Raw genomic sequence first — 26,352 nt, forward strand, 5'->3', positions numbered from 1 at the left:
TTTTTATGAAGCCAAAATTGACCCTAAAACAAATTGCAAGAGAATTAGACGTGTCAATTTCTACTGTTTCAAAAGCCCTAAGAGACAGTTCAGAAATTGGGGAAGAAACCCGTAAAAAAATCAAGGCTTTTGCAAAATTATATAACTACCGGCCTAATAATATCGCACTCAGTCTTAAAAACCGAAAAACAAAAACTATAGGAATTATTATTCCTGAAATTGTTCATTATTTCTTTACTACAGTAATTAGTGGGGTAGAGCAGGTTGCCAACGAAATGGGGTATAACGTAATTGTATGTCTTTCCAACAATTCTTTTGATAAAGAAGTACTAAACCTTGAAATGCTGGCAAATGGCAGTACCGATGGTTTTATCCTTTCTTTGGCAAAAGAAACCATGCAAAAGGAAGATTACCATCACCTTACTGAAGTTACCAACCAAGGAATGCCCGTGGTTTTATTTGATAGGGTAGTAGATGAAATACATTGCGATAAAGTGATTATTGATGATGTTATTGGTGCCAAAAAAGCTGTTCAATATTTGCTTGATAAAGGATCGAAAAAAATCGGACTGGTTTCTACGGTAGATTATGTGAGCGTAGGGAAATTAAGAACCCGTGGTTATCTTGAAGTTTTAAGAGAAAATAATGTAGAAATTGATGATAAGCTTATCCTTAAAATAGAGGATATGGATAATAGTGAAACTGAAATTAAAGACTTTATTGATAAAAATGAAGTCGATGCAGTTTTCGCAGTGAACGAGCATTTTGCCATTTACGCGATAAAAGCCATTCAGGAAAAAGGTTTAAAAGTTCCAGAAGATGTCTCTGTAATTGGTTTTACAGATGGGGAGCTTTCAAAAAGATTTATTCCCAGCCTTACCACTGTAAGTCAACACGGCGAACGTATGGGAGCTGAAGCTGCCAGGCTTTTAATAGATAAACTGGAAAGAAAACCAGAGGAAGAAGAATCTTATAGAACAGTAATTGTAGAAACCAATTTGATAGAAAGAAATTCTACCAAATTGTAAACTACTTTTAATCCAGCCGTGGAGAGCTATTTTTGAATTTTAAATACTGTCTGGAGTATTTAATTCTCGATTCTCGAGTAATTTTCGATTACCATCTTTAAAATTTTATATATATTTACCCCAGCTTAGTTAATTTATCAGAACTTATATTTTTACTTCCTACCTAAAATAAGTTTTGATAAGCCTTATGCTTATCGTAAACGTTAATTGTACGATATGCAAAAACGTAGATTAAGTTTCTGGGAGATCTGGAACATGAGTTTTGGTTTTCTTGGAATCCAGATGGGGTTTGCACTCCAAAATGCCAACGCAAGTAGAATTTTACAAATCTTTGGAGCCGATATTCACGAGCTTTCGTGGTTTTGGTTAGTGGCGCCGGTTACCGGTTTAATCGTTCAGCCTATTATAGGCTACTATAGCGATAGAACCTGGACCAGCCTTGGTCGCAGGCGACCATTCTTTCTAACTGGAGCAATTTTAGCGGCAATAGGCCTTATTTTAATGCCTAACGCCGATTGGTTTATCGCTATTTTGCCTTCCCTTTGGGTAGGTGCCGGGATGCTCTTTATTATGGATGCTTCCTTTAATGTAGCGATGGAACCTTTTCGCGCCCTGGTGGCCGATAAGTTACCTTCAGATCAAAGAACCCTTGGCTTTAGTGTGCAAACCGTTTTAATAGGAATTGGGGCCGTAATTGGTTCCTGGTTGCCTTATGTTTTGACCAACTGGTTTGATATTAGCAATAGAGCGGTGGTGGGAGAAGTTCCGCTAAACCTGCTGCTTTCATTTGTAATTGGAGCGGCTATTTTAGTCGGGAGTATTCTGGTAACGGTAATTACTACCAAAGAATATTCTCCCGAGGAACTGGAAAAAATGGATGACCACGTTGAAGAACCGGTCGATGAAAATGAAAAATCCAGTTTGCTGGATATCTTTTCAGATTTTGCTAAAATGCCTCATACTATGCGGCAGCTTAGCTGGGTTCAGTTCTTTTCATGGTTTGGGCTTTTTGGAATGTGGGTTTTCTCAACTCCCGCAATTGCCCATCATATTTATGGCTTACCACTTTCAGACAGTAGCAGTGAAACCTATCAGGATGCCGGCGACTGGGTTGGTGTGCTTTTCGGGGTTTACAATGCTGTTTCAGCGGTTTTTGCATTTTTTCTTCCGGCTATTGCCTTAAAAATTGGAAGAAAAAGCACGCATATTATGTCGCTATTTATTGGCGCCCTGGGAATGCTGTCCATTTATATAATGCCGAATGAATATTGGCTATTGCTTTCTATGTTCGCTATTGGTATTGGTTGGGCCAGTATTTTGGCAATGCCTTATGCAATTCTTGCCGGATCAATTCCACCGAAAAAAATGGGGGTGTATATGGGGATCTTCAACTTTTTTATTGTGATCCCACAAATTGTAAATGCACTTATTGGAGGATTAATGGTAAAATATCTTTACGACGGAAACCCAATCTACGCCTTAGTTACCAGCGGAATTGCTTTTCTAATCGCCGCTATACTTACTTTTAGAATAGACGATGTGGACGAACCCGTTAAAGCATAACAATATCAGTTCGAGTAGATTTGATGAAACTTAGTGGGCTCAAAACGTCTCGAGAACTGCATCGATAAAGAAATGCTGAAATGATAATTAAAAGAGATAATTTAAGATAATGAAGACAACAAAAGGAGTAATATTCGATTTAGACGGCGTAATTGTAGATACCGCAAAATTTCATTTTTTGGCCTGGAGAAAACTGGCTAACGATTTGGGTTTCGATTTTACCAAAGCCCAAAACGAACAACTTAAAGGTGTTAGCAGGGTAGAATCTCTTAAAAAAATACTGGAATGGGGAGAATTGGAACTTTCTAAAACAGAATTTAAACGCCAAATGGCGCTTAAAAACGAAAATTATCTCTCTTATGTTGCTAAAATGGACGATGACGAAATTCTTCCGGGAGTTCAAAAGGTGATAGATTATTTAATTGAAAATAATATTCCTTTCGCTTTGGGTTCCGCAAGTAAAAACGCACGTAATATCTTAAAAAAGATCAATTTGCTGGAAAAATTTGACGCCATTGTTGATGGCAATGATGTTAGCAAAGCAAAGCCCGATCCTGAGGTATTTCTTATCGCTGCCGAAAAGATAAATATTAATCCAGAAAACAGTATCGTTTTTGAAGATTCTGTAGCCGGAGTGCAGGCTGCAAATAATGCAAATATGATGAGTATTGGAATTGGCGAAAAAGAAATATTGGGTGAAGCCGATTATGTATTCAACGATTTCACCGAAATAGATATAAATTTTATAAAGAAATTACTCAGTAATTGAGATAATTTCTTTCAATAATACAACTTAAACCTATGGGTTTGTCCCGGGTTTATCAATTAGAAATTAGACAGAAATAAAGCAATGAACCAAGATTATATACAACCTAACGAGTGGTCCATTCTGGAAGAAGGATTTGATGTAGAACGCGTAAAATCGTCTGAAAGCCTTTTTAGTATAGGTAACGGCGTTATGGGGCAGCGAGCCAATTTTGAAGAAAACTATTCAGGGCCCAGTTTCCAGGGAAGCTACATTGGTGGGGTTTACTATCCTGATAAAACCAAAGTTGGCTGGTGGAAAAACGGCTATCCAGAATATTTTGCAAAAGTACTTAACGCACCCAACTGGATTGGGGTAAACGTGTTTATAAACGATGAGGCCTTAGACCTTTTTACCTGTAAAAAAGTTGAAGATTTTAAGCGTGAACTTAATATGAAAGAAGGTTTTCACCGCCGCAGTTTTATAGCTACGCTTCCAAACGAAATCGAAATTTCGGTAAAAGCCACCCGTTTTCTTTCTATTGTTGAAGATGAACTTGGCGCGATAGATTTTGAAATTGAAGTTTTGAACAGCGATGCTGAGGTTCGTTTTGAGCCGTATCTAGATGGCGGAATCACGAATACCGATGCCAACTGGGAAGAACGTTTTTGGAAGACTTTAGAAGTGAAATCTGAAGGCAACAAAGGTTTTGTGCTTTCTAAAACTTTAAAAACTGAGTTCCACGTAAACACCTATATGCAATCTGAAGTTTTGCTGAATGCTGAAAAACAAGATGTCGATTTTACTGAAACCAAAACTGCAGATTCACTCACTTTTTCCTATTCAATTAAAGCTGAAAAAGGACAAAAAGTAAGTCTTAGAAAATATGCCGGCTACGTAACCGATATGAACCATAAGCGTTCAGATCTCGTGGAAGCGGCTAGTAAAGTATTAGATTATGCCACTAAAGCCGGATTTTCCAAATTGCTTCAGGATCAAAAAGAAGCATGGGAGAAAATTTGGGAAATGGCAGATATCACTATTGAAGGTGATGTAAAAGCCCAACAGGGAATTCGCTTTAATATTTTTCAGCTCAATCAAACTTATTTAGGAAAAGACGAGCGTCTAAATATTGGTCCAAAAGGCTTTACCGGCGAGAAATACGGCGGAAGTACTTATTGGGATACCGAAGCCTATTGTATTCCATTCTATATGGCAACCAAAGACCAGCAGGTAGCCAGGAATTTATTGACCTATCGTTATAATCATTTAGACAAAGCCATAGAGAATGCCGAAAAACTTGGTTTTACCAATGGCGCGGCGCTTTATCCAATGGTTACGATGAATGGCGAAGAAAGCCATAATGAATGGGAAATTACTTTCGAGGAAATTCATAGAAATGGCGCAATGGTTTATGCCATTTATAATTATGTACGCTACACGGGCGATTTCGATTATATTCCGGAAAAAGGCCTGGAAGTAATGATCGCAATTGCAAGATTCTGGCAGCAAAGAGTCAATTTCAGCGAACACAGAAATAAATATGTAATGCTGGGTGTAACCGGGCCAAACGAATATGAAAATAATGTTCACAATAACTGGTACACCAATTATCTTGCGAAATGGTGTATTGAATATTGCCTGGAAACCATTGAAAAGGTGAAGGAGGCTTATGCCGAAGATTATAAGCGTGTAATGGGTAAAACCAGGCTCAATGAAGGCGAAATGGCGAAATGGAGAGAAGTTGCTGAAAATATGTATTTCCCATATTCTGAAAAGCACGAGGTTTTCCTTCAGCAGGACGGATTTTTAGATAAAGAGATCGTTCCAATAGCCGATTTGGACAAATCTCAACGTCCTATTAACCAAAAATGGAGTTGGGACAGGATTTTACGTTCCTGCTATATTAAACAAGCTGATGTTTTGCAAGGCTTCTACTTTTTTGAAGATCATTTTAGCAAAAAAGAACTTGAAAAACATTTTGACTATTACGAACCTATCACCGTTCACGAATCCTCGCTTTCTCCTTGCGTGCATAGCATTCAGGCTGCACTTCTGGGAAGAACAAAGCAGGCTTACGAGTTCTATTTAAGAACTTCAAGGCTGGATTTAGATGATTATAATAAAGAAGTAGAGCAGGGGTGTCATATTACAAGTATGGCCGGAACCTGGATGAGTATTGTAGAAGGTTTCGGCGGAATGCGGGTTAAAGATGATCAACTTTCTTTTAATCCCACAATTCCTGAAGACTGGAAAACCTATTCTTTTAAAGTGAATTTTAGAGACCAAATATTAAAAGTGAAAGTCTCTGCAGATAAAACGGTTTTCTACCTGGAAGGAGATAACGCGATTGAAATTAATGTAAACGGAAAAGCTGTTGAATTGCAGCCAAATCAGGAATTAGAGGTTTAATACGTCATCCTGTCCCGAAGCTTCGGGATATTTCAGGATCTAAGATGTTAGAATCCCGATGCAAATTCGGGATAAAGACTGAAAAAAGTTCAGGTTGACGATAATTAGCAGAACAATTACTTAAAACAAAAAATCATGAAAAAAATACTAATCACTTTAATGCTCCTCACCGGTTTAACCGGGTTTGCGCAAATAGAGCGTGTAGAGCCGCCAAACTGGTGGACGGGTTTTGAAGAAACCGAACTCCAGTTAATGGTTTACGGCGAAAATATTGGAAATGCCACTCCCAACATCGATTATCCCGGAGTAAGCATTGAAAATGTTGAAAAAGCCGATAGCCCTAATTACCTGTTTATCGATTTGGAAATCGGGGAAGCAAAACCGGGAACTTTTGAGCTCACTTTTGAGCTTGAGGACGGCTCAGAAGAAGTATATGAATATGAATTGAAAAGTCGGGAAAAAGCTGCATCAGAATATGTAGGTTTTGATAATACCGATGCGATTTATCTAATCACACCAGACCGATTTGCGAATGGAGATACATCTAATGATAGTTTTAATTTTCTAAACGAAAAAACGAAAAACCGCGAAGATGATTATGGTCGCCACGGGGGAGATATCCGCGGAATCATCAATCATTTAGATTATATAGATGAAATGGGTTTTACCGCTATTTGGCCTTCGCCTTTGGTGATTAACGATATGAAATCGGGTTCTTATCACGGTTATGCGATGACTGATTTTTATAAGGTAGATCCGCGGTTTGGAACTTTAGAAGAATACAGAGAATTAGCAGATAAAGCTACCGTTCGTGGAATAAAACTGGTTATGGACCAGGTAGCTAATCACGCCGGCGTTGAGCATTGGTGGATGGATGATCTGCCATTTGACAATTGGATCAACTTCCAGGAGAAATTTGAAAATGGCGAAGATTTGGTTTATTCCAATCACCGTAGAACGACCAACCAGGATCTATATGCTTCAGAAACCGATAAAAAAGGAATGACTGAAGGTTGGTTTGTAGAAACCATGCCCGATCTAAATCAGGAAAATCCGTTTATGGCCAAATACCTTATTCAGAATAGTATTTGGTGGATTGAAACTCTTGGTTTAGGTGGGATTCGCCAGGATACTTATCCTTATCCCGATAAAGCATTTATGAGTGATTGGGCTGGCGCAATTATGACCGAATATCCAAACTTTAATATTGTAGGCGAAGAGTGGAGCTTGAATCCGTTGCTTATTCGTTACTGGCAGGATGGTGTGGATAATGGTTATGATTCTAACCTAAAATCTACGATGGATTTCGCAATGCAAGAAAGAATTGTAACCGGCTTAAAAGCTGAAGAAACCTGGGGCACCGGCCTGGTGGAAATTTACGAGGGCTTAGCCAACGATTTCGCGTATGCCCATCCTGAAAATATTATGATTTTCCCCGATAATCACGATAAAAGTCGAATCTATACCCAACTTGGAGAAGATGTAGCCAAAACCAAAATGACCGTAGCTTATATGGCTGTTTTGCCGAGAATTTTCCAAATGTACTACGGTACCGAAATTCTAATGGATGATACCGAAAATCCAGGCGATCACGGTTTAATTAGAACCGAATTTCCCGGTGGTTGGGATGATAGCGAAGTGAATGCTTTTACTGGTGAAGGACTGTCGGAAGAAAAGGCTGATATGCAGGAATTCGTTAGAAAAGTGATGAATTACCGCAAAAACAGCGAGGCAATTCATTCAGGAGTAACCAAACATTTTGCTCCGGAAGAAGGTACTTACCTAATTACAAGAAAGGCGGGCGATGAGGTTCTAGTGCTAATTTTGAATAAAAATGAAGAAGCAATTACTTTAGACTTGGAACGTTTCAGTGAATTAAATTTAGAAGGAAAAACTTTTAAAAATATTATTTCCGAAGAAATATTTCAGTGGGAAGACTCATTGGAATTATCGGAAGAAGGAGTTTATTTCTTTACTACGAAAATGGAGTAGTGAATTTCCTACGAGGTTTTTAAAACCTCGTAGGTATACAAAAAGGAAAACCTACAAGGTTTTAGAAACCTTGCAGGAGAAAAAGTATAGGGCACGTCCTCCTGAACTTGTTTCAGGATCTAACATGTTTGAATTTAATATCACATTAGAAGTTGAAACATCCCGAAGTTTCGGGACAGCATGACGTCAATAATAAAATAGAGTAAAAATATAATATCAACTAAATAAAGAATAATGAAAAAAACATTAATAATGCTGCTGGCTTTTACGGCCTTATTTTCCTGTAAGGAAAATGAAAAACAAGAGCAGCCAGAACAAAAAGCGATAGCTCCCATTTCTAATGAGGCGATGGAATCTGCGGTGATTTATGAGGCAAATATTCGCCAGTATTCACCGGAAGGAACCTTTAATGCCTTTACTGAAGATATTCCGCAGCTAAAGGAACTGGGTGTGAAAGTGATTTGGTTAATGCCTGTTTATCCTATTTCTATGAAAAATAGAAAGGCAACCGGAGATCTTTCAGTAGAAGATATTGAGGATCCGGAAGAAAGAGAGAAGTATCTTGGAAGCTATTATGCGATTTCAGATTACACCGATGTAAACCCTGAATTCGGGAGCTTTGAAGATTTTGAAAAACTGGTAGAAACCGCTCACGAAAACGATATGTATGTAATTCTGGATTGGGTGGCTAACCACACCGGTTGGGATCATAAATGGATAGAGGAAAAACCTGAATTTTATCATAAAAATGATAAAGGTGAAGTTACCGATCCTATAAATCCTGCAACAGGGGAATCCTGGGGCTGGACAGATGTTGCTCATTTAAATTTTGAGAACAAAGAGCTTCATAAAGCTATGGGCGAAGAAATGAAGTTTTGGGTAGAGAAGTATGATATTGATGGATTTAGAGCAGATGTTGCAGGGGAAGTCCCAACCGAATTCTGGGAAAACATTGTTCCGCAATTAAAAGAAATAAAACCGGTTTTTATGTTGGCCGAGTCAGAAGATAAGGATCTTTTTGAGAATGCTTTTGATATGGGTTACAACTGGGAAGGTCACCATATTATGAATGAAATGGCACAGGGTAAGAAAACTGCCAAAGACTGGGATGCTTATATGCAGAAGATAGATTCCACTTACCAGGAAGATGATTATTTGATGAATTTTGTTACCAACCACGATGAGAATTCCTGGAACGGGACCGTGAAGGAGAGAATGGGAGATGCTTCAGAAGCTATGATGGCACTTACTTATACTTTACCTGGAATGCCATTAATATACAGTGGGCAGGAATATGATATGGATAAAAGACTTTTATTTTTTGAAAAAGATACGATTCCGAAGGAAAAAGGAAAAGTTTGGCCTTTACTGGAAAAACTTGGAAAATTGAAAAACGAAAACAAAGCCCTGCACGGTGCAAAGGAAGCTGCTTCTTATGAAAATATAGAAACTTCAGAAGAAGAAAAAGTTTTAGCTTTTAAAAGGGAAAAAGATGGAGCTAAGTTATTTTATATTGCCAATATGAGCGATAAAAATACTAGCTTCAGCATTCAGTTAAACGGAAGTTTTGAAGATTATTTATCTGGAGAAAGCTTAGAGATTTCAGAAGATAAAAATATAGATTTGGAACCCTGGCAGTACTTTGTCTTAATAAATAAGTAATAAATTTACTAAAAAACTAAAAACAGCCCTCTCGAAAGGGCTGTTTTTGTTAGTTATTAACCGAAAACGTTTTAGTTTTTTAGGAAATTAGGTTATATTGTAGAATTAAAATAGATTTGGCCTAATGGCGAAAAAAATTAATAAAATTGCAGTCTTAACTTCTGGGGGTGATGCACCCGGAATGAACGCCGCTATAAGGGCGGTTGTTAGATCCTGTTCATACTATAACCTGGAATGTGTGGGTGTTTACCGCGGGTTTCAGGGACTTATAGAAGCAGATTTTGAACCACTTAACGCAAGATCTGTTAGAAACATCATTAATAAAGGAGGTACATTTTTAAAATCTTCCCGATCTGAAGAATTTAAAACTAAAGAAGGAAGGGCAAAAGCTCATAAAAATCTTACCGATGCCGGTATAGATGCTTTGGTTGCGATTGGTGGAGATGGAACTTTTACCGGAGGCCTTTATTTTAGCAACGAGTTTAATTTTCCAATTGTGGGAATTCCCGCAACTATAGATAACGATATTAACGGTACTGATTATACACTTGGTTACGACACCGCTTTAAATACGGTAGTGGAAGCCATAGATAAAATTCGGGATACCGCGAGTTCTCATAACCGATTATTCTTAATTGAAGTTATGGGTCGGGATGCAGGTGATATTGCTTTAAATAGTGGTATTGGTGCAGGAGCCGAAGAAATATTATTGCCGGAAGAAGACCAGGGAATTCAACGAATGATGGATTCTTTGGAAAAAAGTAAAAAATCCGGAAAAACTTCCAGCATTATCGTGGTGGCTGAAGGTGAAAAGAGCGGAAAGAATATTTTTCAGTTAGCTGAATTTATTTCGCAAAGCCACGAAGAATATGACATTAAAGTCTCTGTATTGGGTCATATTCAAAGAGGAGGTTCTCCAAGTTGTTTTGATCGTGTTCTGGCCAGTAAGCTTGGTGTTGGTGCGGTTGAAGCATTAACCGATGGTAAAACCAATATCATGTTAGGCGTGCATCACCAAAAAGTGGTTCACGTGCCTTTGGAAACTGCTTTAAAAGAAGACAGGGAATTTGATCAGGAATTAAGAAGGGTGGCAAACATCACTTCAGTGTAAATTTTTAAAATTTAAATTATGAGTACAAAAATTGGAATTAATGGTTTTGGCCGAATAGGACGTATCGCGTTTAGAATTGCGGCTGAAAAAGATAATGTAGAAGTTGTTGCAATCAACGATTTACTTGATGTAGATCATTTAGCTTACTTGCTAAAATATGATTCTGTTCATGGTAGATTTAAAGGAGATGTTTCTGTTAAAGACGGAAATCTGGTTGTTAATGGAAATACCATTCGTATTACAGCAGAAAAAAATCCGGCAGACCTTAAATGGAACGATGTAGGGGTAGATGTTGTGATTGACTGTACAGGTATCTTTAAAGAAAAAGACTCTGCGCAGGCGCATATTGATGCCGGTGCTAAGAAAGTAGTTATTTCTGCACCATCTAAAACCGCACCTATGTTTGTAATGGGTGTTAACCATAAAGATGTTAAACCAGAAGATACAATTGTTTCTAACGCTTCCTGTACTACAAACTGTCTTGCTCCACTTGCAAAAGTAATAGACGATGAGTTTGGTCTTGTAGAAGGTTTAATGACAACAGTTCACGCAACTACAGCTACACAGTTAACTGTAGATGGACCATCAGCAAAAGATTTTAGAGGTGGTAGAAGTGCTCTTATGAATATTATTCCATCTTCAACAGGTGCAGCAGTTGCTGTAGGGAAAGTAATTCCTAAACTAGATGGGAAACTTACAGGGATGGCTTTTAGAGTACCAACCGCAGATGTTTCTGTAGTAGACCTTACGGTTAAGACAGACAAGTCTGTGAGCTACGAAGATGTAAAAGCTGCATTCAAAAAAGCTTCTGAAGGAGCTTACAAAGGAGTGATTTCTTATACTGACGATGCTGTGGTTTCTCAGGATTACGTATCAGACGCACATACTTGTAACTTTGATGCCGATGCAGGAATCGCACTTAACGATAATTTTTTCAAATTAATCGCATGGTATGATAACGAATATGGTTATTCTGCCAAACTTTTGGATTTAGCGGCACACGTTAATTCAATTTAATATTTTATTTTAGAGCCTGAAGAAAGCTACGCTTAGGTTATTTTTAATCTTTAGCCCTTTCCTCAGGCTTTTTAATTAAACCATATTCACACACATGATATTAATAGCGGACGGTGGCTCTACAAAATGTGATTGGATTTTACTTAGTGCAACGGGAGAAGAATTACTTAGAACCCGCACCAAAGGATTAAATCCGGCAGTATTTCCCGAGGGAGTACTGGAACAACGTATTGAAGAAAATGCCGAATTAAAAGAAGTAAAAGATAAAGTAGAACGCGTGCATTTTTATGGCGCCGGTTGTGGTACCGAAACGCCTAAAAAATTATTGGAAGGAATTTTTACCAATTTCTTTACCAATGTAGAAGAAGTTATAATCCTGGAAGATATGGTAGCTGCGGTTTACGCCGCCACTACAGAGCCAGGAATTGTATGTATACTTGGTACAGGTTCTAATAGTTGTTACTTTGACGGCAAGGATATTCACCAGGCCGTGCACTCTCTTGGTTATATTCTTATGGATGAAGCCAGTGGAAATTACTTCGGAAAAAGACTAATTAGAGATTATTATTATAAAAGAATGCCTCCAGAACTTGCTGAAGAATTTGGTAAGTTATACAATATGGAGTCAGATGAGATTAAGAAAAACCTCTATCGCAGAGAGAATCCAAATACTTACCTCGCTTCTTTTGCTGAATTTATTTTTTCTAACGAACGTAATGGTTATTTCTACAAATTAGTACACGAAGGAATTACAGATTTTATGCATTCCCGTGTAATGTGCTACAAACAAGCCCAAAATACGCCTGTGCATTTTATTGGTACCATCGCTTACTTTAGTGAAGATATTATTCGTGCAGTAGCGCAACCTTATGGAATAGAAATTGGGAATATTGTACGTAGACCTATTGATGCATTAATAGAATACTATAGAAAAGAAGTGCTTGCTCCTAATTAATTACAGTTTTTCATAAATTTTATTACATTTAAGAAATTTACACTTAAATGCTTATAAAAGTTTATGGAAGTGCCGTCTTTGGGGTAGAGGCAACTACAATTACTATAGAGGTAAACGTAGCAACCGGTATTGGATATCATTTAGTTGGTCTTCCAGATAATGCGGTTAGGGAAAGCAGTTTTAGAATTGCAGCCGCGCTACAAAATAACGGCTATAAGTTTCCGGGTAAAAAGATCATCGTCAATATGGCGCCAGCCGACTTTAGAAAAGAAGGTTCGGCTTACGATCTTAGTTTAAACCTTGGAATTCTGGCCGCTTCGGGCCAAATTAAAGCAGAAAATATTTCAGAATATATAATTATGGGTGAGCTTTCGCTAGACGGAAGCTTGCAACCCATAAAGGGCGCCTTGCCCATTGCTATTAAAACCAAAGAAGAAGGTTTTAAAGGATTTATCCTTCCGAATCAAAATGCCAAAGAAGCCGCCATTGTTAGCGGGCTTGAAGTTTATGGCGTGGAAAATATCACAGAAGTAATTAACTTTTTTGATAAAGATGAAGCTTTAGAGCGAACCATAATTAATACCCGCGAAGAATTCTACAAAAACCTGGATCATCCCGAACACGATTTTGCCGATGTTAAAGGCCAGGAATCTATAAAACGTTGTATGGAAATTGCCGCAGCGGGAGGTCACAATATTATTTTAATTGGTCCGCCGGGATCCGGAAAACGATGCTGGCAAAACGCCTGCCCAGTATTTTACCACCAATGACTTTACACGAAGCCCTGGAAACTACTAAAATTCATAGTGTGGTTGGTCGTGTTAAAGAACACGTGGGTTTAATGTCTCAAAGGCCATTTAGAAGTCCACACCATACAATTTCAGACGTCGCTTTAGTCGGCGTCGGGCGTATCCGCAACCAGGAGAAATTTCTTTATCACATAATGGCGTCTTATTTTTAGATGAATTACCAGAATTTAAACGCGGCGTTTTAGAAGTAATGCGTCAACCGTTGGAAGATCGCAAAGTAACGATTTCCAGAGCTAAATTTACGGTAACTTATCCTTCTAGCTTTATACTGGTGGCGAGTATGAATCCCAGTCCAAGCGGATATTTTAACGATTCCGATGCGCCTGCAACTTCTTCCCCGGCAGAAATGCAACGCTATTTAAGTAAGATTAGCGGCCCTTTATTAGACAGAATAGATATTCATATTGAAGTGACTCCCGTTCCATTTGAAAAATTAAGTGAAGAACGCCATGGGGAAAGCAGCGTTGAAATTAGGAAAAGAGTAACTCAGGCACGCCAATTTCAAACCGAACGTTTTAGAGAATCTGATTCAGTGCATTACAATGCGCAAATGAGTGTACGCCAAATTCGAAAGTTTTGTGCTCTAGATGATGCTTCAAAAGCTTTGCTTAAAACCGCAATGGAGCGTTTAAATCTTTCTGCTCGCGCCTACGATCGTATTCTTAAAGTTTCAAGAACTATCGCTGATTTAGAAAATTCAGAAAATATTAAAGGGAACCATATTAGCGAAGCTATTCAGTATAGAAGTCTGGATCGAGATGGCTGGCTTGGCTAAAATCTTCTTTTAAGTTAATTTTGATTTTTTTGAAAAAAAGAAGCCATGAAATATGTCAACTTTTAAATTTATATTTACTTGCTATAAAAATTGATTAAAGTCCCACAAATTGGTTTAGGGGTAATTTATTAGCTAAGACCACGATACTATGAAAAAAAGTTTATTGTTGCTTATTGCCATTTTAATATTCGCGTGTAAAGGGGAACCCGAAGTTAAAGAAGTTTCAGAAATGGAGCGAGATACTATTAAAGAAGAAAATTCTTTAACCAGCGACCTATTAGGTGAAAATCGTGTAGAATTTACCAGGGAGGAAGCCAATAGATTAGCCGAACTTCCGCTAAATTGTATTAATACCGAATATCCTAATAAACTTAATCAAACCCTGGAAAATAAAGAGGCTATAGGGGAACCTTCTGAATTACACCCTGCATTTTACGGTTGTTTTGATTGGCATTCATCGGTGCATGCGCATTGGTCTATGGTTAGTTTACTTAAGCAATTTCCAGATTTGGAGAAAGCTGAAACCATTAGAGAGAAATTAAAGGAATCTCTTTCTGAAGAAAATATTCAGGGCGAGGTGGCTTATTTTAACAGAGAACAAAGCGATTCTTTTGAGCGTACCTATGGATGGGCCTGGCTACTGAAGCTCGCCGAAGAAATTGAAACCTGGAACGATCCCCTGGCCAAAGAATTAAAAGAGAATTTAGATCCGCTTACCAATCTTATTGTGAATAAATACTTAGAGTTTCTTCCGAAATTAAATTACCCAATTAGAGTAGGGGAACACGCTAATACAGCTTTCGGACTTAGTTTTGCTTACGATTATGCCGTAGCTACCGAAAATACCGAATTTAAGCAATTGATCTCAAATAGGGCCAGGGATTTTTATTTGAAGGACGATAATTGCCCAATTACCTGGGAACCGGGCGGATTTGACTTTCTTTCACCTTGTTTGGAAGAAGTTAATATAATGCGCCGTGTTTTACCAAAAAATGCCTTTGAAATGTGGTTGGAAGATTTTCTTCCGCAGTTAAAATCTGAAGATTTTGAAATGGAAGTTGGAGAAGTTTCTGATAGAACCGATGGAAAACTGGTGCATCTTGACGGACTGAACTTTAGCCGTGCCTGGGTTTTCTACGGACTTATAAATCAATATCCCGATAAATTCTCGCATTTACAGGAAATCGCTGATAGGCACGTGGCTTATTCTTTTCCTAACCTGGTAGGAGATTCTTATGAAGGCGGTCATTGGTTAGGATCTTTCGCTATTTACGCCCTTCAGGAATCTAAAGGTATGTAGTGCGAAATTTTTTGAAAAACCTTGGTCCGGGAATCCTTGTTTCGGCTGCGTTTATTGGGCCGGGAACGGTTACAGTTTGTACGCTCGCCGGGGTTGAATTTGGTTATAGCCTGCTTTGGGCTTTAGTGCTTTCTATATTTTCCTGTATAATTTTACAGGAAATGGCAGCCAGGCTTGGCGTGGTTTCTCAAAAGGGTTTAAGTGATGTTATTCGGAAGGAGATAAAAAAACCGATCTTCAGAGTTTTAGCAATTATCCTTATTTTTTCAGCCATAGTTATCGGGAATGCTGCTTACCAAGCAGGTAATATTACCGGCGCTGTTCTTGGAGCTGAAGCTATCTTCGGAATTCAGAATCTGCAAATTGGCGATTTTAAGCTCAACTTATGGAGTATTTTTATTGGCGCAGTCGCGTTTATACTTTTATTCACCGGAAGTTATAAAACCCTCGAAAAGATCTTTATTGGCCTGGTTTTACTAATGAGTATAAGTTTTGTGCTTACTGCTATTCTTACCAAACCTGATATTTTAGAAATTTTAAGCGGACTTATGCCTACAAGTAATGCTGCCGGATTGCTTACGGTGATGGCTATTGTAGGTACTACCGTGGTTCCTTACAACTTATTTCTACACGCTTCTCTCGTTAGTGAAAAGTGGAAAGAAGCTTCTTATTTGCCAACTGCAAGGAAAGAACTCATAGTTTCTATAATCCTTGGCGGTACGGTTTCTATGGCAATTCTAATTAGCGCCGCTTCTTCAGGCTTAACTAATGTGAATTCTGCAGCTGATATGGCGGTAAGCCTCGAGCCGCTATTCGGGAAATTTGCTACCTGGTTTATGTCCTTGGGACTTTTGGCTGCCGGGATCACTTCTTCTATTACCGCTCCTTTAGCCGCCGCTTATGTAGTAAAAGGCTGCTTTGGTTGGAAAGGCGGGATGAAGTCAGCGAAATTTAAATCAGTCTGGGCCTTGGTTCTTATTTTGGGTGTGTTCTTCTCTTCCCTGCAAATTAATCCTATTGAGATTATACGCTTCGCCCAAATCGCTAACGGAATCCTCTTGCCGGTAATTGCTATTTTCTTATTTTGGGTAGTCAATAAAGCCTCGGTTTTGGGTAAACACCGCAATTCTAAGCTTCAAAATGTATTAGGAATACTTGTTATTGCGCTTTCTGTATTTTTAGGAATTAAAGCGATTCTAAGCGTTTTACAAGGTTTTTAATATATCTATTTTATTTTCCTGCAAGGTTTCTAAAACCTTGTAGGTATAAAGTTCCTGATATTGTATAGAAATTTAATTAGTAGAAAGTTGCATAACTTAATATAAAAAGATGAAAAAAATCCATATAAACTGCGATTTAGGTGAAGGCGGCGACTTTGATGCAGATCTAATGCCGCATATTTCTGCCTGCAATATTGCTTGCGGTGGTCACGCAGGAACTCTTGAAACCATGCAGCAAACTATTAAACTTGCCGTGAAGCATGGAGTAGAAATAGGGGCGCACCCTTCTTATCCCGACAAGGAGAATTTTGGAAGAAAAACTATGAAGATTTCTGCGGAAGAATTGCAGCGTTCTATTGTTGCGCAAATTTTAAGTTTAAAACAATTGGCCGAAGCAGAAGGGGTAAAACTTACCTATGTAAAACCTCATGGAGCACTTTATAATGAAGCTGCAAAAGACGAAAAAACAGCTCAAATTATCATAGATTCTTTACTGGAATTCGATCAAAATTTAGCGCTTTTTTGTCCAGTAAATTCTGTGATTTCTAAACTTGCGAAAGGGAAAATTCCAATCGTTTTTGAAGCTTTTGCCGACCGAAATTATAACCCAGATTACAGCTTGGTTTCGCGTTCAAAATCCAATGCTTTAATAAGCGAAAAAGAAGCCGTTTTTGAACATCTTTTTTCTATGTTTTCTGAAGGAAAAATTACCTGTGAAAATGGTGCTAAAATAAGTTGCGTCGCCACTACTTTTTGCCTGCATAGTGACACGCCAAATTCAGTTGAAATTATAAACTTTTTACAGCAGAAATTTGCTGAACACAATATTAAAATTAAGAATGCAAAATGAATGATTTTCCTAAAATAACACCGATGGGGGAGCGGGGAATTCTGATAGAATTTGAGCCTGAAATCAGTGAAAGACTTCTCAGAAAGCTTCTTTTTTACAAAAATAAACTGGAAGAGTTTTATGATGAAGTAAATGTTGAGGTAATCAATACATATAACTCGTTGTTAATTAGTTATATGTTCAGTATAGAAAACGTCTATAATGAGGTTTCAGCGATTAAAGAGCTGTTTGGAGAGGCTAAGATAGGAAAAATAAATAACCAGCAAATTTTCCACTTACCGGTTTGCTATGAGGAGGAATTCGGTTGGGACCTGGAATACATTTCCAAAGAAAAAAAACTCTCAAAAGAAGTAATTATCCAGCTGCATACCAAACCATTTTATACGGTGTTTTTCACAGGATTTTTACCCGGATTTTTATATCTGGGAGGCCTTGATAAAAAGCTTCAAATTTCGCGTAGAAATGAACCCCGAATGAAGATCGAAAAAGGGGCTGTTGGAATAGGAGAAAACCAGACTGGGATTTACCCGAAATCCAGTCCCGGCGGATGGCAAATTTTGGGCAATTGTCCAGTTCAATTTTTTGATAAAAATAACGATCCGCCTTGTGAAATTTTGGCTGGCGATAAAGTGAAATTTTATTCGGTTTCCAAAGAAGAATTTGAAGAAATTTCAGAGCAAATTTCCGAAGGAACTTTTCAACTAAAAAAAGAAAATTATGAAGGCTGAAGTTGAAATTTTACATCCGGGATTATTTTCAACAATTCAGGATTTTGGTCGTCGCGGATTTCAAAAATATGGAGTTCCTTTAAGTGGAGTGATGGATAGGATCGCTTTAAAAACCGCCAACCTTATTTTGCAAAATCAGGCCGATGCAGCAGTGATGGAAATTACCCAAATGGGTCCCAAACTTAAATTTTCAGCAGCTACAAAAATCGCCATTAGCGGAGCACATCTTTCTCCAAAACTAAATGATACTGAAATTGACAATAATGAAGTGGTGAAAATTCACGAAGGTGATATTTTATCTTTTGGAAGGCCGGAATACGGAATGCGTTCCTATTTAGCAATCCTTGACGGATTTAAAACCGAAAAAGTCCTGGGAAGCCGTAGTTGGTACGAAGATATTACCAGCCACGAAAAGTTCGAAAAAGGAATGAAGCTTCAATACGAAGCTTCTGAGGAGGAAAAATATGAGACTCACGCTGCCATAAAGTTTGATAATGAATATCTTAATTCTGAAGTAATAGAAGTTTTTCCCGGCCCTGAATTTGAAAAACTGCCAGAAACTTTAAAAAGTCATTTAAGACAGAGTAAGTTTAGTATTGATAAAAATAATAATAGAATGGCTATTCAGCTAAGTGAGCTCTTAGAGAACGAACTGCAGCCTATTATTACCGGCCCCGTACTTCCCGGAACCGTTCAACTCACTCCCGGCGGAAAATTAATCGTTCTTATGCGCGATTGTCAAACCACGGGTGGCTATCCTAGGGTTTTGCAACTAAGTGAAAAAGGAATTAATATGATGGCGCAGAAAAAGGCAGGGGATAAGGTTAGGTTTTTGTTTAAATCTTAATTTTTTTACGTCATTCTGAACTTGTTTCAGAATCTAATATGTTAAACGCCCCAACCCCAAAAGGGGGGAGAAGCATTATCCTGAAAAAGTAGGGTTATATTTTTCTTTATACTTACATCATGCTGAATTTATTTCAGCATCTAAGTTGGTTTGAAACCGAAAACTAATCAACAAGAGATGCCACATCCCGCTGTCGCAGTCCTGATAATGAATTTGATAACAAATATTAGTGTATTCGTGGCAAGCTGAACTATCTTTTGGGTTTTAAGTGGTTTTGAATTCCCTGAGAACAAGACCTTGAAATAAATTCAGTGTATCGGTTGGAACAACATTAAGTTTGAGAAGATCCCGATGTGAAATCGGGATTAGTTCGCTCTAATATTTTAAATGCGGCCAGAGGCCTTTTTAAAACATAGGCTCACTAAAATAAAAAAGTGCCGCCCTGGTTACGAGAAGCTTGATTACCCTACCAATCAAACTCCTCACCGTTGACGACACTTTTTTGCCCCAAAACACTTTAGCTAACTAAAATGACTATGTCAAAAGTAGAAGATAAGTACGCTCGTCACAAGGGGAAAAATCCCCTTTCTTCTAAACGTTATGCTGAATTTATTTCAGCATCTAACATATTAGACCTCCGAATGAAATTCGAAGCAGGCTCTGAAACAAGTTCAGGGTGACGAACTGTTTTCAAGAAGAAGATAATGGGATAAATAAAAACTCCCTCTATGGGGACTATGGAGCTCCTACGCACAGTGATTTAAAAAAACATTCGTGTATTCGTGGCAACTTGTAATCTAGTTCGACCAAAAACTGAGAACCCATAACTGAGAACCGAGAATCGAAAACTCACAACCCACAACCAACAACCGATAATTGAAAATCAAAGATTTGCCAAAATGAAAAATTCTCCTAAATTTACCTTAACAAAAAATTAAGTTTTTAACCAACCAACTTAAAATGAAAAAACCGAAAAAATGCATTAGCGTTGACAAAGCGCGCAGGGAACAGGACGAATGGGTGAAGACTCGTGGGAAAGATATTAGGGAAGCCGAGGGTTATGAAGATACCCGCGAATTCTGGTATAGTGTGGACGAACTACAGGAATACCTGGATTACGTAAAGGAGAAATCTAAAGAACAGGGTGTAGAAAAACCGGGGATTCGGTTTTATTTAGGCGCTTATCCTAAAACTAAGGAGAAAAAAAGCTATACCACCATGTTCCTGTCCCCTACCAAAGAAGCTGTGGGAGATGCAGCAACTGCCGGGGAAGATTCTGACCCTAATAATTATGAAATTGAGCCAATGAATATAATCCAAGGCGGTCATCCGCCTCGTAATTATTAATGGAAGAACTTGGTTTTCTAGTAATTCTACTTGAAGGTTTTGCTGCTATTTCCGGATTATATTACTATCAAAAAAAACCGACTGATAAAGCGGTCGGTTTTTTTTCTTATTTTTTATTGCTTACTTTTTTTGTAGAAGTACTAGCTACAATACCTGCAATAATTTATTGGAATGAACCTTTACATTTTCTGAAAAATACTTTTTTGTATAGCAATTTCTGGCTTTATAATCCTTACCTTATTATTAGTTTCGTAGTTTATATTCTATATTTCACCTGGAATATATCAAATAGAAAAATAAGACATGTTGTTAATACGAGCTTGATCTTCTACACTATTATCTGTGTTATCAATCTGATTTTTTCAGATGTATTTTTTAAAAGTCATTCTGTAGTGACCTACATTTTAGGAAATTTTTTGCTGTTAGGAGTGATTTTCTATTATTATTTTGAAATTTTACTGAGTTCTAAAATTCTAAACATCAAAAGAGAGATCAGTTTCTATATTTCCATTCCTGCACTTCTGTTTTTTTTAACTACTACACCTATTTTGATTTATTATAAATATTATACTACTCAGAGTCCGGAATTTATTAAGCTAAGTAGATCTGTTTTAATTGGTTTGAGTATTTTCATGTATAGTTCCTATAGCATTGCCTTTTTATCTCTGGCCAACAAGAGAAAACCAACTTCTAAGAATATAACAAATGCTTTCTAAAGAAGAAATTTTACTTATCATCTATTTTGTGGTAGTTATCCTACTGTTAACGGCTTTTGTAATCGTTTTTTTTGTGGTGTACCAAAGGCGTAAAAATAAAATGCTGCTAGAGCAATTTGAGGCTAAACAGCGTTTTGAGCGGGAAATTTCCCAATCGCGTTTGGAAATGCAGGAACAAACCTTAAAAAATGTGGGTTGGGAATTGCACGATAATATTGGTCAGTTACTTTCTGTTGCTAATATGCAGTTGAATATTTTTTCAAGAAGCCTACCTGAAGCCGAAAAAAACTCAGCTTTAGAAATTAAAGAAACCGTGGCGAATTCACTTCAGGAAGTGCGTTCGCTCTCAAAATCCTTAAACAACCAGGTGATTGGTTATGCCGGTTTGGTGGTTTCTGTAGAAAATGAACTGGAAAGGTTTCAGCGTATGGGCGTTATTGAAACGGAATTGAAAGTAACCGGAGAAAAACAGGAAATTCCGCAGCAACACAGCATTATTTTATTCAGAATACTTCAGGAATTCTTTTCTAACGTGATCAAACACGCAAAGGCTTCAGCATTAGATGTTCATATTGATTTTACTTCCGAAGAAATCATCATTACTGCAAAAGATAACGGGATGGGATTTGATATGGAAGGGGTAAAGAAGAATTCAGGGTTATTCAACATGGAAAGCAGGGCAGCGCTGATACAGGCAAAGTTTGAGATGGAAACTTCTATAGGCGCGGGAACTTCCTTATCTTTACGTTATTCTTTAATGGGGCAACAAGATGAATAATACAGTAGCAATTGTAGACGATCACACTTTATTTTCACAATCTTTAAAAAACCTGGTGAATTCTTTTGAAAATTACGAGGTTAATGGCGTGCATAAAAACGGGCAGGAACTGGTGACTCAATTTAAAGCCAACCAGCCTAAACCCGATTTGGTATTGCTGGATATTAGAATGCCTATAATGGATGGTCCTGAAACGATGGCCTGGCTCAAAGAGAATTATCCCGACCAAAAAGTTTTGGCGCTTACTATGGAAGACGATGAGGAAACCGTGACTTTTATGGTGAAATTGGGTTGTCGCGGTTATCTACTAAAAGATATAGATCCAGATGAGTTTAAATTTGCGCTGGATGAAGTGATAAAAGAAGGCTTTTTCTATAGCGATGCGGTTTCTGAAGCCATTAAAAATAAGGATAAAGAAAATAAACTCGTTAACCTTACCAAACGCGAACTGGAATTTCTTAGCCTGGCCTGTTCTGAAATGACCTATAAAGAAGTGGCAAACGAAATGAATCTTAGTCCGAAGACTATAGACGGATATCGCGAAAGTTTGTTTCAGAAACTAAACGTAAGAAGCCGTACCGGTTTGGTGCTTTATGCTATTAAGCATAGAATTTTGCTGTTGTAAGCTTTTTTTATCTCCATTTTAACGTCATGCTGAACTTGTTTCAGCATCTAGGTTGAAAAGTAGTTAAGCTCTACTTAGACCCTGAAACGAGTTCAGGGTGACGTCAAACTGATTTTAAAAGGTCATAGGTCAAAATAACTATTCGCGAATTCAAGTCAAATCCCTTTCCCATTTTTAATAGATAACTTTCTGCTGTATCTTCGCAATCTCAAAAAAATAATGTCGTGAACGAAACTCCCAAAATTGAACTTCGAAATTTAAAGCTTAAAGATTATCAGGAACTCAAGGTTTCTATGATAAAGAGCTACCAGAAAATGCCAGAGGAATACTGGAGTAAAGATGAAATTAGGAATCTGGTCAATAAGTTTCCCGAAGGACAGTTTTGCATTATTATAGACAATAAAATTGCTGGTTGCGCACTTTCTATCATTATAGATTCTAAAAAGTTTGATGAAGATCATACTTACGATGAAATAATTGGTGGTGAAAATTTTTCTACACATACTAAAAACGGTGATATTTTATACGGAATAGATGTTTTTATTCATCCAGATTACCGCGGAATGCGCCTGGGAAGACGTTTATACGAAGCCCGAAAAGAGGTTTGCGAGCAGCTTAATCTCAAATCTATTGTGTTTGGTGGTCGTATTCCTAATTACGCGACATACTCTAAAGAACTAACCCCAAAAAAATATATTGAAAAAGTAAAACTGCAGGAAATTCATGATCCTGTTTTATCTTTTCAGCTTTCCAACGATTTTCACGTAAAGAAAGTGATTAAAGGTTATTTGCCGGGCGACGCCGAAAGTAAAGAATACGCGGTTTTGATGGAGTGGAATAATATTTACTACACCAAAACCACCAAATTGATAGATACGCCTAAAACCGTGGTTCGTCTTGGTTTGGTACAATGGCAAATGCGACTTTTTAAGGATTATGATGCGCTGGTTTCACAAATTGAATTCTTTGTGGATGCGGTAAGTGATTACCAGAGTGATTTTATCCTTTTTCCTGAATTGTTCAATGCGCCACTTATGGCCGAATTCAATGAGCTTACGGAACCTGAAGCCATCCGCGGACTTTCTACCTATACCGAACGTTTGCTGGAAACTTTCCAGGAATTTGCGGTGAATTACAATATAAATATCATTACCGGAAGTATGCCAATGGTAATTGGTGAACACATGTATAATGTTGGTTTCTTATGCCGCCGTGACGGAAGTTATGAGCGTTATGAAAAATTACATATCACTCCGGCTGAAGAATCGGCCTGGGGAATGAAGGGCGGTAGCAAACTCCAAACCTTTGATACCGACTGTGGAAAAATTGGGGTATTAATTTGTTATGATATTGAGTTCCCTGAAGTCGGGCGAATTTTAGCCGAAGAAGGAATGAATATTCTTTTTGTTCCGTTTATGACTGATACCCAAAATGGATATTCTCGTGTAAAAATATGCGCACAGGCCCGGGCGGTAGAAAATGAATGTTATGTTGCTATTGCAGGATCTGTAGGAAATTTACCTAAAGTAAATAATATGGATATTCAATATGCTCAAAGCGCGGTATTAACGCCATCAGATTTCGCATTTCCCGTAAACGGAATAAAAGCCGAAGCTACTCCTAATACCGAGAGTACCTTATTGGTAGATGTTGATTTAGACCTCTTAAAAGAACTTCACGCCTTTGGTAGTGTAAGAAATATGAAAGACCGCAGGAAGGATTTATATTCTTTGAAGAAGAAAAAGTAGTTCTCAGTAAGCAGTCTCAGTTCTGACTTATCAGTTTTCAGTAGGAAGTATTAGATATTTAAATTAACTTATTAACCGTCATTGCGAGGCCGGCGGCCGTGACAATCTTTTCTAAAAATGTAAATTATTTTCAGAATCTGGTATAATTATCAAATTATTAGAAATTCAGCTTAAAACATTTAAAACACAAAAAATAATTCAATAAATTAAGAATTTTTCAAAAGCCCGAAATCCAACGAATTTCGGGCTTTTTCTTACTGTAATTTTTCTTCTTGAAAATACCTTTTCAGCTATCGTAATTAAAACACGATTAAAACCCTGTAAAACAGTTATTTAAGTTAATTGTTTTTATTCCGAAAGTAGTGCTTTCTATACTGCAAATTACCTGTTGAATTCTTATCGGCTTACTTTTAATCTTTAAATCACACGAAGAAGAATAAGTAATGCACAATAAATTCAGTAAAGTTTTAACACAAAGCGATTCGCAACCGGCATCACAGGCAATGTTGCACGCTATAGGTCTAACCAAAGAAGATTTTAAAAAACCATTTGTGGGTATTGCCAGTACCGGTTACGAGGGTAATCCGTGTAATATGCATCTTAACGATTTGGCAAAATTGGTTAAGAAAGGTGCAAATGAAAACGAACTTGTTGGTTTAATTTTTAATACTATTGGCGTAAGCGACGGGATTTCTATGGGAACCCCGGGAATGCGTTATTCGCTGCCATCCCGTGATATTATTGCCGATTCTATGGAAACGGTAATCCACGCGATGTCTTATGATGCGTTAATCACCGTGGTAGGATGCGATAAAAATATGCCCGGTGCGCTTATGGCAATGCTGCGAATTAACCGTCCTGCTATTTTAGTGTATGGTGGTACAATTGCTTCAGGATGTCATAATGGTAAAAAACTGGATGTGGTTTCTGCTTTTGAAGCCTGGGGAGCAAAAACTGCCGGGGATATAGACAAAGAGGAATACGATAGTATAATTGAGAAAGCCTGCCCTGGTGCAGGTGCCTGCGGCGGAATGTACACCGCGAACACTATGGCTTCTGCAATTGAAGCTTTGGGAATGGCCCTGCCTTATAATTCCTCAAACCCTGCGGTAGGAGAAGAAAAGAAAACTGAAAGTGAGGAAGCCGGGAAAGCGGTGCGCCTGCTAATTGAAAAAGATATTAAGCCTCGTGATATTGTGAATCGTAAATCGTTGGAAAACGCGATTCGTTTACTTACGGTTCTAGGTGGATCTACCAATGCGGTATTACACTTTTTGGCTATTGCGAAATCGGCCGAAGTTGATTTTAGTTTAACAGATTTTGAAAAAATATGTGATAGCACTCCGTTTTTAGCCGATCTAAAGCCAAGCGGAAAGTATGCGATGGAAGATGTGCATAGAATTGGCGGAATTCCAGCGGTTCTAAAATATATGTTGAAGAACGATATGCTTCACGGCGATTGTTTGACGGTAACTGGAAAAACTCTTGCCGAAAACCTTGCCGATGTTCCAGATATGGAAGAAGGTCAGGATGTATTTAGACCTTTAGATAACCCGATCAAGAAAACAGGTCATATTAGAATTCTTTACGGAAATCTAGCTGAAGGCGGATCGGTAGCGAAAATTACCGGAAAAGAAGGTTTGCAATTTACCGGAACGGCTAAAGTTTTTAATAGTGAATATGATGCTAACGATGGAATTTCAGAAGGAAAAGTAAAAAAGGGGGATGTCGTCGTCATTCGGTATGAAGGGCCAAAAGGCGGTCCTGGAATGCCGGAAATGTTGAAACCTACTTCAGCAATAATGGGTGCAAAACTCGGTAAAGATGTGGCTTTAATTACTGACGGAAGATTTTCTGGGGGAACCCACGGTTTTGTCGTCGGGCACATTACCCCGGAAGCCCAGGAAGGTGGTTTGCTGGCATTCTTGAAAGATGGAGACCAAATTACCATAAACGCTGAAACCAATAAAATTGAAGTTGCGCTTTCAGCAGAAGAAATAGAGAAAAGAAAAGAAAACTGGAAAGCACCCGCTTTAAAATTTAATAAGGGTGTGCTTTACAAATATGCAAGAACGGTTTCTTCGGCCTCACAAGGTTGTGTTACCGACGAATTTTAATAAGGTG

Annotated in this window: 20 protein-coding genes and 1 pseudogene; all 21 read left to right on the forward strand. The window is 37.9% G+C overall.

Annotated features, from left to right (window positions below; translation table 11 throughout):
* Positions 1-5 precede the first annotated feature (5 nt).
* The 21 genes and pseudogenes from BM084_RS01025 (at position 6) to ilvD (ending at position 26,345) form a co-directional block, all read left to right on the forward strand.
* Positions 6-1,028: a LacI family DNA-binding transcriptional regulator gene (locus BM084_RS01025; protein WP_075326377.1), complete on the forward strand. Its 1,023-nt coding sequence runs from the start codon at positions 6-8 to the stop codon at positions 1,026-1,028.
* 216 nt (positions 1,029-1,244) lie between these two features.
* Complete coding sequence (locus BM084_RS01030) at positions 1,245-2,591, forward strand: MFS transporter (protein WP_075327946.1); 1,347 nt, start codon at positions 1,245-1,247, stop codon at positions 2,589-2,591.
* A 109-nt stretch (positions 2,592-2,700) separates the two neighbouring features.
* A complete protein-coding gene (gene pgmB, locus BM084_RS01035) occupies positions 2,701-3,360 on the forward strand; it encodes a beta-phosphoglucomutase (RefSeq protein WP_093302147.1) in 660 nt (219 codons plus the stop codon).
* Positions 3,361-3,441: 81 nt separating this feature from the next.
* Positions 3,442-5,748, forward strand: a complete 2,307-nt coding sequence (locus BM084_RS01040; protein WP_093302150.1) for a glycoside hydrolase family 65 protein — start codon at positions 3,442-3,444, stop codon at positions 5,746-5,748.
* Positions 5,749-5,883: 135 nt separating this feature from the next.
* Complete coding sequence (locus BM084_RS01045; RefSeq protein ID WP_093302153.1) at positions 5,884-7,740, forward strand: glycoside hydrolase family 13 protein; 1,857 nt, start codon at positions 5,884-5,886, stop codon at positions 7,738-7,740.
* 234 nt (positions 7,741-7,974) lie between these two features.
* The gene (locus BM084_RS01050; protein WP_093302155.1) at positions 7,975-9,402 is read left to right on the forward strand and encodes an alpha-amylase family glycosyl hydrolase; all 1,428 of its coding nucleotides are present in this window, start codon (positions 7,975-7,977) and stop codon (positions 9,400-9,402) included.
* Between the two features lie 124 nt (positions 9,403-9,526).
* Positions 9,527-10,513 carry a 6-phosphofructokinase gene (pfkA, locus tag BM084_RS01055; RefSeq protein ID WP_075326385.1) on the forward strand — a complete coding sequence of 329 codons (987 nt, stop codon included), beginning with the start codon at positions 9,527-9,529 and terminating at the stop codon, positions 10,511-10,513.
* 18 nt (positions 10,514-10,531) lie between these two features.
* Positions 10,532-11,530: a type I glyceraldehyde-3-phosphate dehydrogenase gene (gene gap / locus BM084_RS01060; protein WP_075326386.1), complete on the forward strand. Its 999-nt coding sequence runs from the start codon at positions 10,532-10,534 to the stop codon at positions 11,528-11,530.
* Positions 11,531-11,624: 94 nt separating this feature from the next.
* Positions 11,625-12,485, forward strand: a complete 861-nt coding sequence (locus tag BM084_RS01065; RefSeq protein WP_075326388.1) for an N-acetylglucosamine kinase — start codon at positions 11,625-11,627, stop codon at positions 12,483-12,485.
* 47 nt (positions 12,486-12,532) lie between these two features.
* Complete coding sequence (locus tag BM084_RS19335) at positions 12,533-13,255, forward strand: magnesium chelatase domain-containing protein (protein WP_232228826.1); 723 nt, start codon at positions 12,533-12,535, stop codon at positions 13,253-13,255.
* A pseudogene (locus tag BM084_RS19640) lies at positions 13,147-14,069 on the forward strand (YifB family Mg chelatase-like AAA ATPase). The gene BM084_RS19335 and the pseudogene BM084_RS19640 overlap by 109 nt, the downstream one beginning before the upstream one ends.
* Positions 14,070-14,217: 148 nt before the next feature.
* Positions 14,218-15,369, forward strand: a complete 1,152-nt coding sequence (locus BM084_RS01075) for a DUF2891 domain-containing protein (protein WP_075326389.1) — start codon at positions 14,218-14,220, stop codon at positions 15,367-15,369.
* Positions 15,369-16,589 (forward strand): Nramp family divalent metal transporter, encoded by a 1,221-nt coding sequence (locus BM084_RS01080; RefSeq protein ID WP_093302157.1) that lies wholly within the window; start codon positions 15,369-15,371, stop codon positions 16,587-16,589. Before BM084_RS01075 ends, BM084_RS01080 begins: the two co-directional genes overlap by 1 nt.
* A gap of 109 nt (positions 16,590-16,698) precedes the next feature.
* Positions 16,699-17,439, forward strand: a complete 741-nt coding sequence (gene pxpA / locus BM084_RS01085; protein WP_093302160.1) for a 5-oxoprolinase subunit PxpA — start codon at positions 16,699-16,701, stop codon at positions 17,437-17,439.
* A complete protein-coding gene (gene pxpB / locus BM084_RS01090; protein ID WP_075326393.1) occupies positions 17,436-18,167 on the forward strand; it encodes a 5-oxoprolinase subunit PxpB in 732 nt (243 codons plus the stop codon). The genes pxpA and pxpB overlap by 4 nt, the downstream gene beginning before the upstream one ends.
* Positions 18,157-19,014 (forward strand): 5-oxoprolinase subunit C family protein, encoded by an 858-nt coding sequence (locus BM084_RS01095; protein ID WP_093302163.1) that lies wholly within the window; start codon positions 18,157-18,159, stop codon positions 19,012-19,014. Before pxpB ends, BM084_RS01095 begins: the two co-directional genes overlap by 11 nt.
* Before the next feature lie 960 nt (positions 19,015-19,974).
* Positions 19,975-20,361: a hypothetical protein gene (locus BM084_RS01100; RefSeq protein ID WP_093302166.1), complete on the forward strand. Its 387-nt coding sequence runs from the start codon at positions 19,975-19,977 to the stop codon at positions 20,359-20,361.
* Between the two features lie 705 nt (positions 20,362-21,066).
* Positions 21,067-21,855 carry a sensor histidine kinase gene (locus tag BM084_RS01110; RefSeq protein ID WP_075326401.1) on the forward strand — a complete coding sequence of 263 codons (789 nt, stop codon included), beginning with the start codon at positions 21,067-21,069 and terminating at the stop codon, positions 21,853-21,855.
* On the forward strand, positions 21,848-22,480 hold the full coding sequence (locus tag BM084_RS01115; protein ID WP_075326403.1) for a response regulator transcription factor: 633 nt from the start codon (positions 21,848-21,850) through the stop codon (positions 22,478-22,480). Before BM084_RS01110 ends, BM084_RS01115 begins: the two co-directional genes overlap by 8 nt.
* A 224-nt stretch (positions 22,481-22,704) precedes the next feature.
* Complete coding sequence (locus tag BM084_RS01120) at positions 22,705-24,228, forward strand: bifunctional GNAT family N-acetyltransferase/carbon-nitrogen hydrolase family protein (RefSeq protein WP_037320845.1); 1,524 nt, start codon at positions 22,705-22,707, stop codon at positions 24,226-24,228.
* A 443-nt stretch (positions 24,229-24,671) separates the two neighbouring features.
* Positions 24,672-26,345 carry a dihydroxy-acid dehydratase gene (ilvD, locus tag BM084_RS01125; RefSeq protein WP_075326407.1) on the forward strand — a complete coding sequence of 558 codons (1,674 nt, stop codon included), beginning with the start codon at positions 24,672-24,674 and terminating at the stop codon, positions 26,343-26,345.
* Positions 26,346-26,352: the final 7 nt, after the last annotated feature.

The sequence above is a fragment of the Salegentibacter agarivorans genome (assembly GCF_900113135.1).
Taxonomy (GTDB): domain Bacteria; phylum Bacteroidota; class Bacteroidia; order Flavobacteriales; family Flavobacteriaceae; genus Salegentibacter; species Salegentibacter agarivorans.

Bases quoted from the DNA above. Each gene is read 5' to 3' on its own strand.
- BM084_RS01030 (WP_075327946.1), top strand. From the start codon at position 1,245: ATGCAAAAACGTAGATTAAGTTTCTGGGAGATCTGGAACATGAGTTTT.
- BM084_RS01115 (WP_075326403.1), top strand. From the start codon at position 21,848: ATGAATAATACAGTAGCAATTGTAGACGATCACACTTTATTTTCACAA.
- pfkA (WP_075326385.1), top strand. From the start codon at position 9,527: ATGGCGAAAAAAATTAATAAAATTGCAGTCTTAACTTCTGGGGGTGAT.
- BM084_RS01110 (WP_075326401.1), top strand. From the start codon at position 21,067: ATGCTTTCTAAAGAAGAAATTTTACTTATCATCTATTTTGTGGTAGTT.
- BM084_RS19335 (WP_232228826.1), top strand. From the start codon at position 12,533: ATGCTTATAAAAGTTTATGGAAGTGCCGTCTTTGGGGTAGAGGCAACT.
- BM084_RS01045 (WP_093302153.1), top strand. From the start codon at position 5,884: ATGAAAAAAATACTAATCACTTTAATGCTCCTCACCGGTTTAACCGGG.
- BM084_RS01040 (WP_093302150.1), top strand. From the start codon at position 3,442: ATGAACCAAGATTATATACAACCTAACGAGTGGTCCATTCTGGAAGAA.
- pgmB (WP_093302147.1), top strand. From the start codon at position 2,701: ATGAAGACAACAAAAGGAGTAATATTCGATTTAGACGGCGTAATTGTA.
- BM084_RS01095 (WP_093302163.1), top strand. From the start codon at position 18,157: ATGAAGGCTGAAGTTGAAATTTTACATCCGGGATTATTTTCAACAATT.
- pxpA (WP_093302160.1), top strand. From the start codon at position 16,699: ATGAAAAAAATCCATATAAACTGCGATTTAGGTGAAGGCGGCGACTTT.
- BM084_RS01065 (WP_075326388.1), top strand. From the start codon at position 11,625: ATGATATTAATAGCGGACGGTGGCTCTACAAAATGTGATTGGATTTTA.
- BM084_RS01025 (WP_075326377.1), top strand. From the start codon at position 6: ATGAAGCCAAAATTGACCCTAAAACAAATTGCAAGAGAATTAGACGTG.
- gap (WP_075326386.1), top strand. From the start codon at position 10,532: ATGAGTACAAAAATTGGAATTAATGGTTTTGGCCGAATAGGACGTATC.
- BM084_RS01100 (WP_093302166.1), top strand. From the start codon at position 19,975: ATGAAAAAACCGAAAAAATGCATTAGCGTTGACAAAGCGCGCAGGGAA.
- pxpB (WP_075326393.1), top strand. From the start codon at position 17,436: ATGAATGATTTTCCTAAAATAACACCGATGGGGGAGCGGGGAATTCTG.
- ilvD (WP_075326407.1), top strand. From the start codon at position 24,672: ATGCACAATAAATTCAGTAAAGTTTTAACACAAAGCGATTCGCAACCG.
- BM084_RS01075 (WP_075326389.1), top strand. From the start codon at position 14,218: ATGAAAAAAAGTTTATTGTTGCTTATTGCCATTTTAATATTCGCGTGT.
- BM084_RS01050 (WP_093302155.1), top strand. From the start codon at position 7,975: ATGAAAAAAACATTAATAATGCTGCTGGCTTTTACGGCCTTATTTTCC.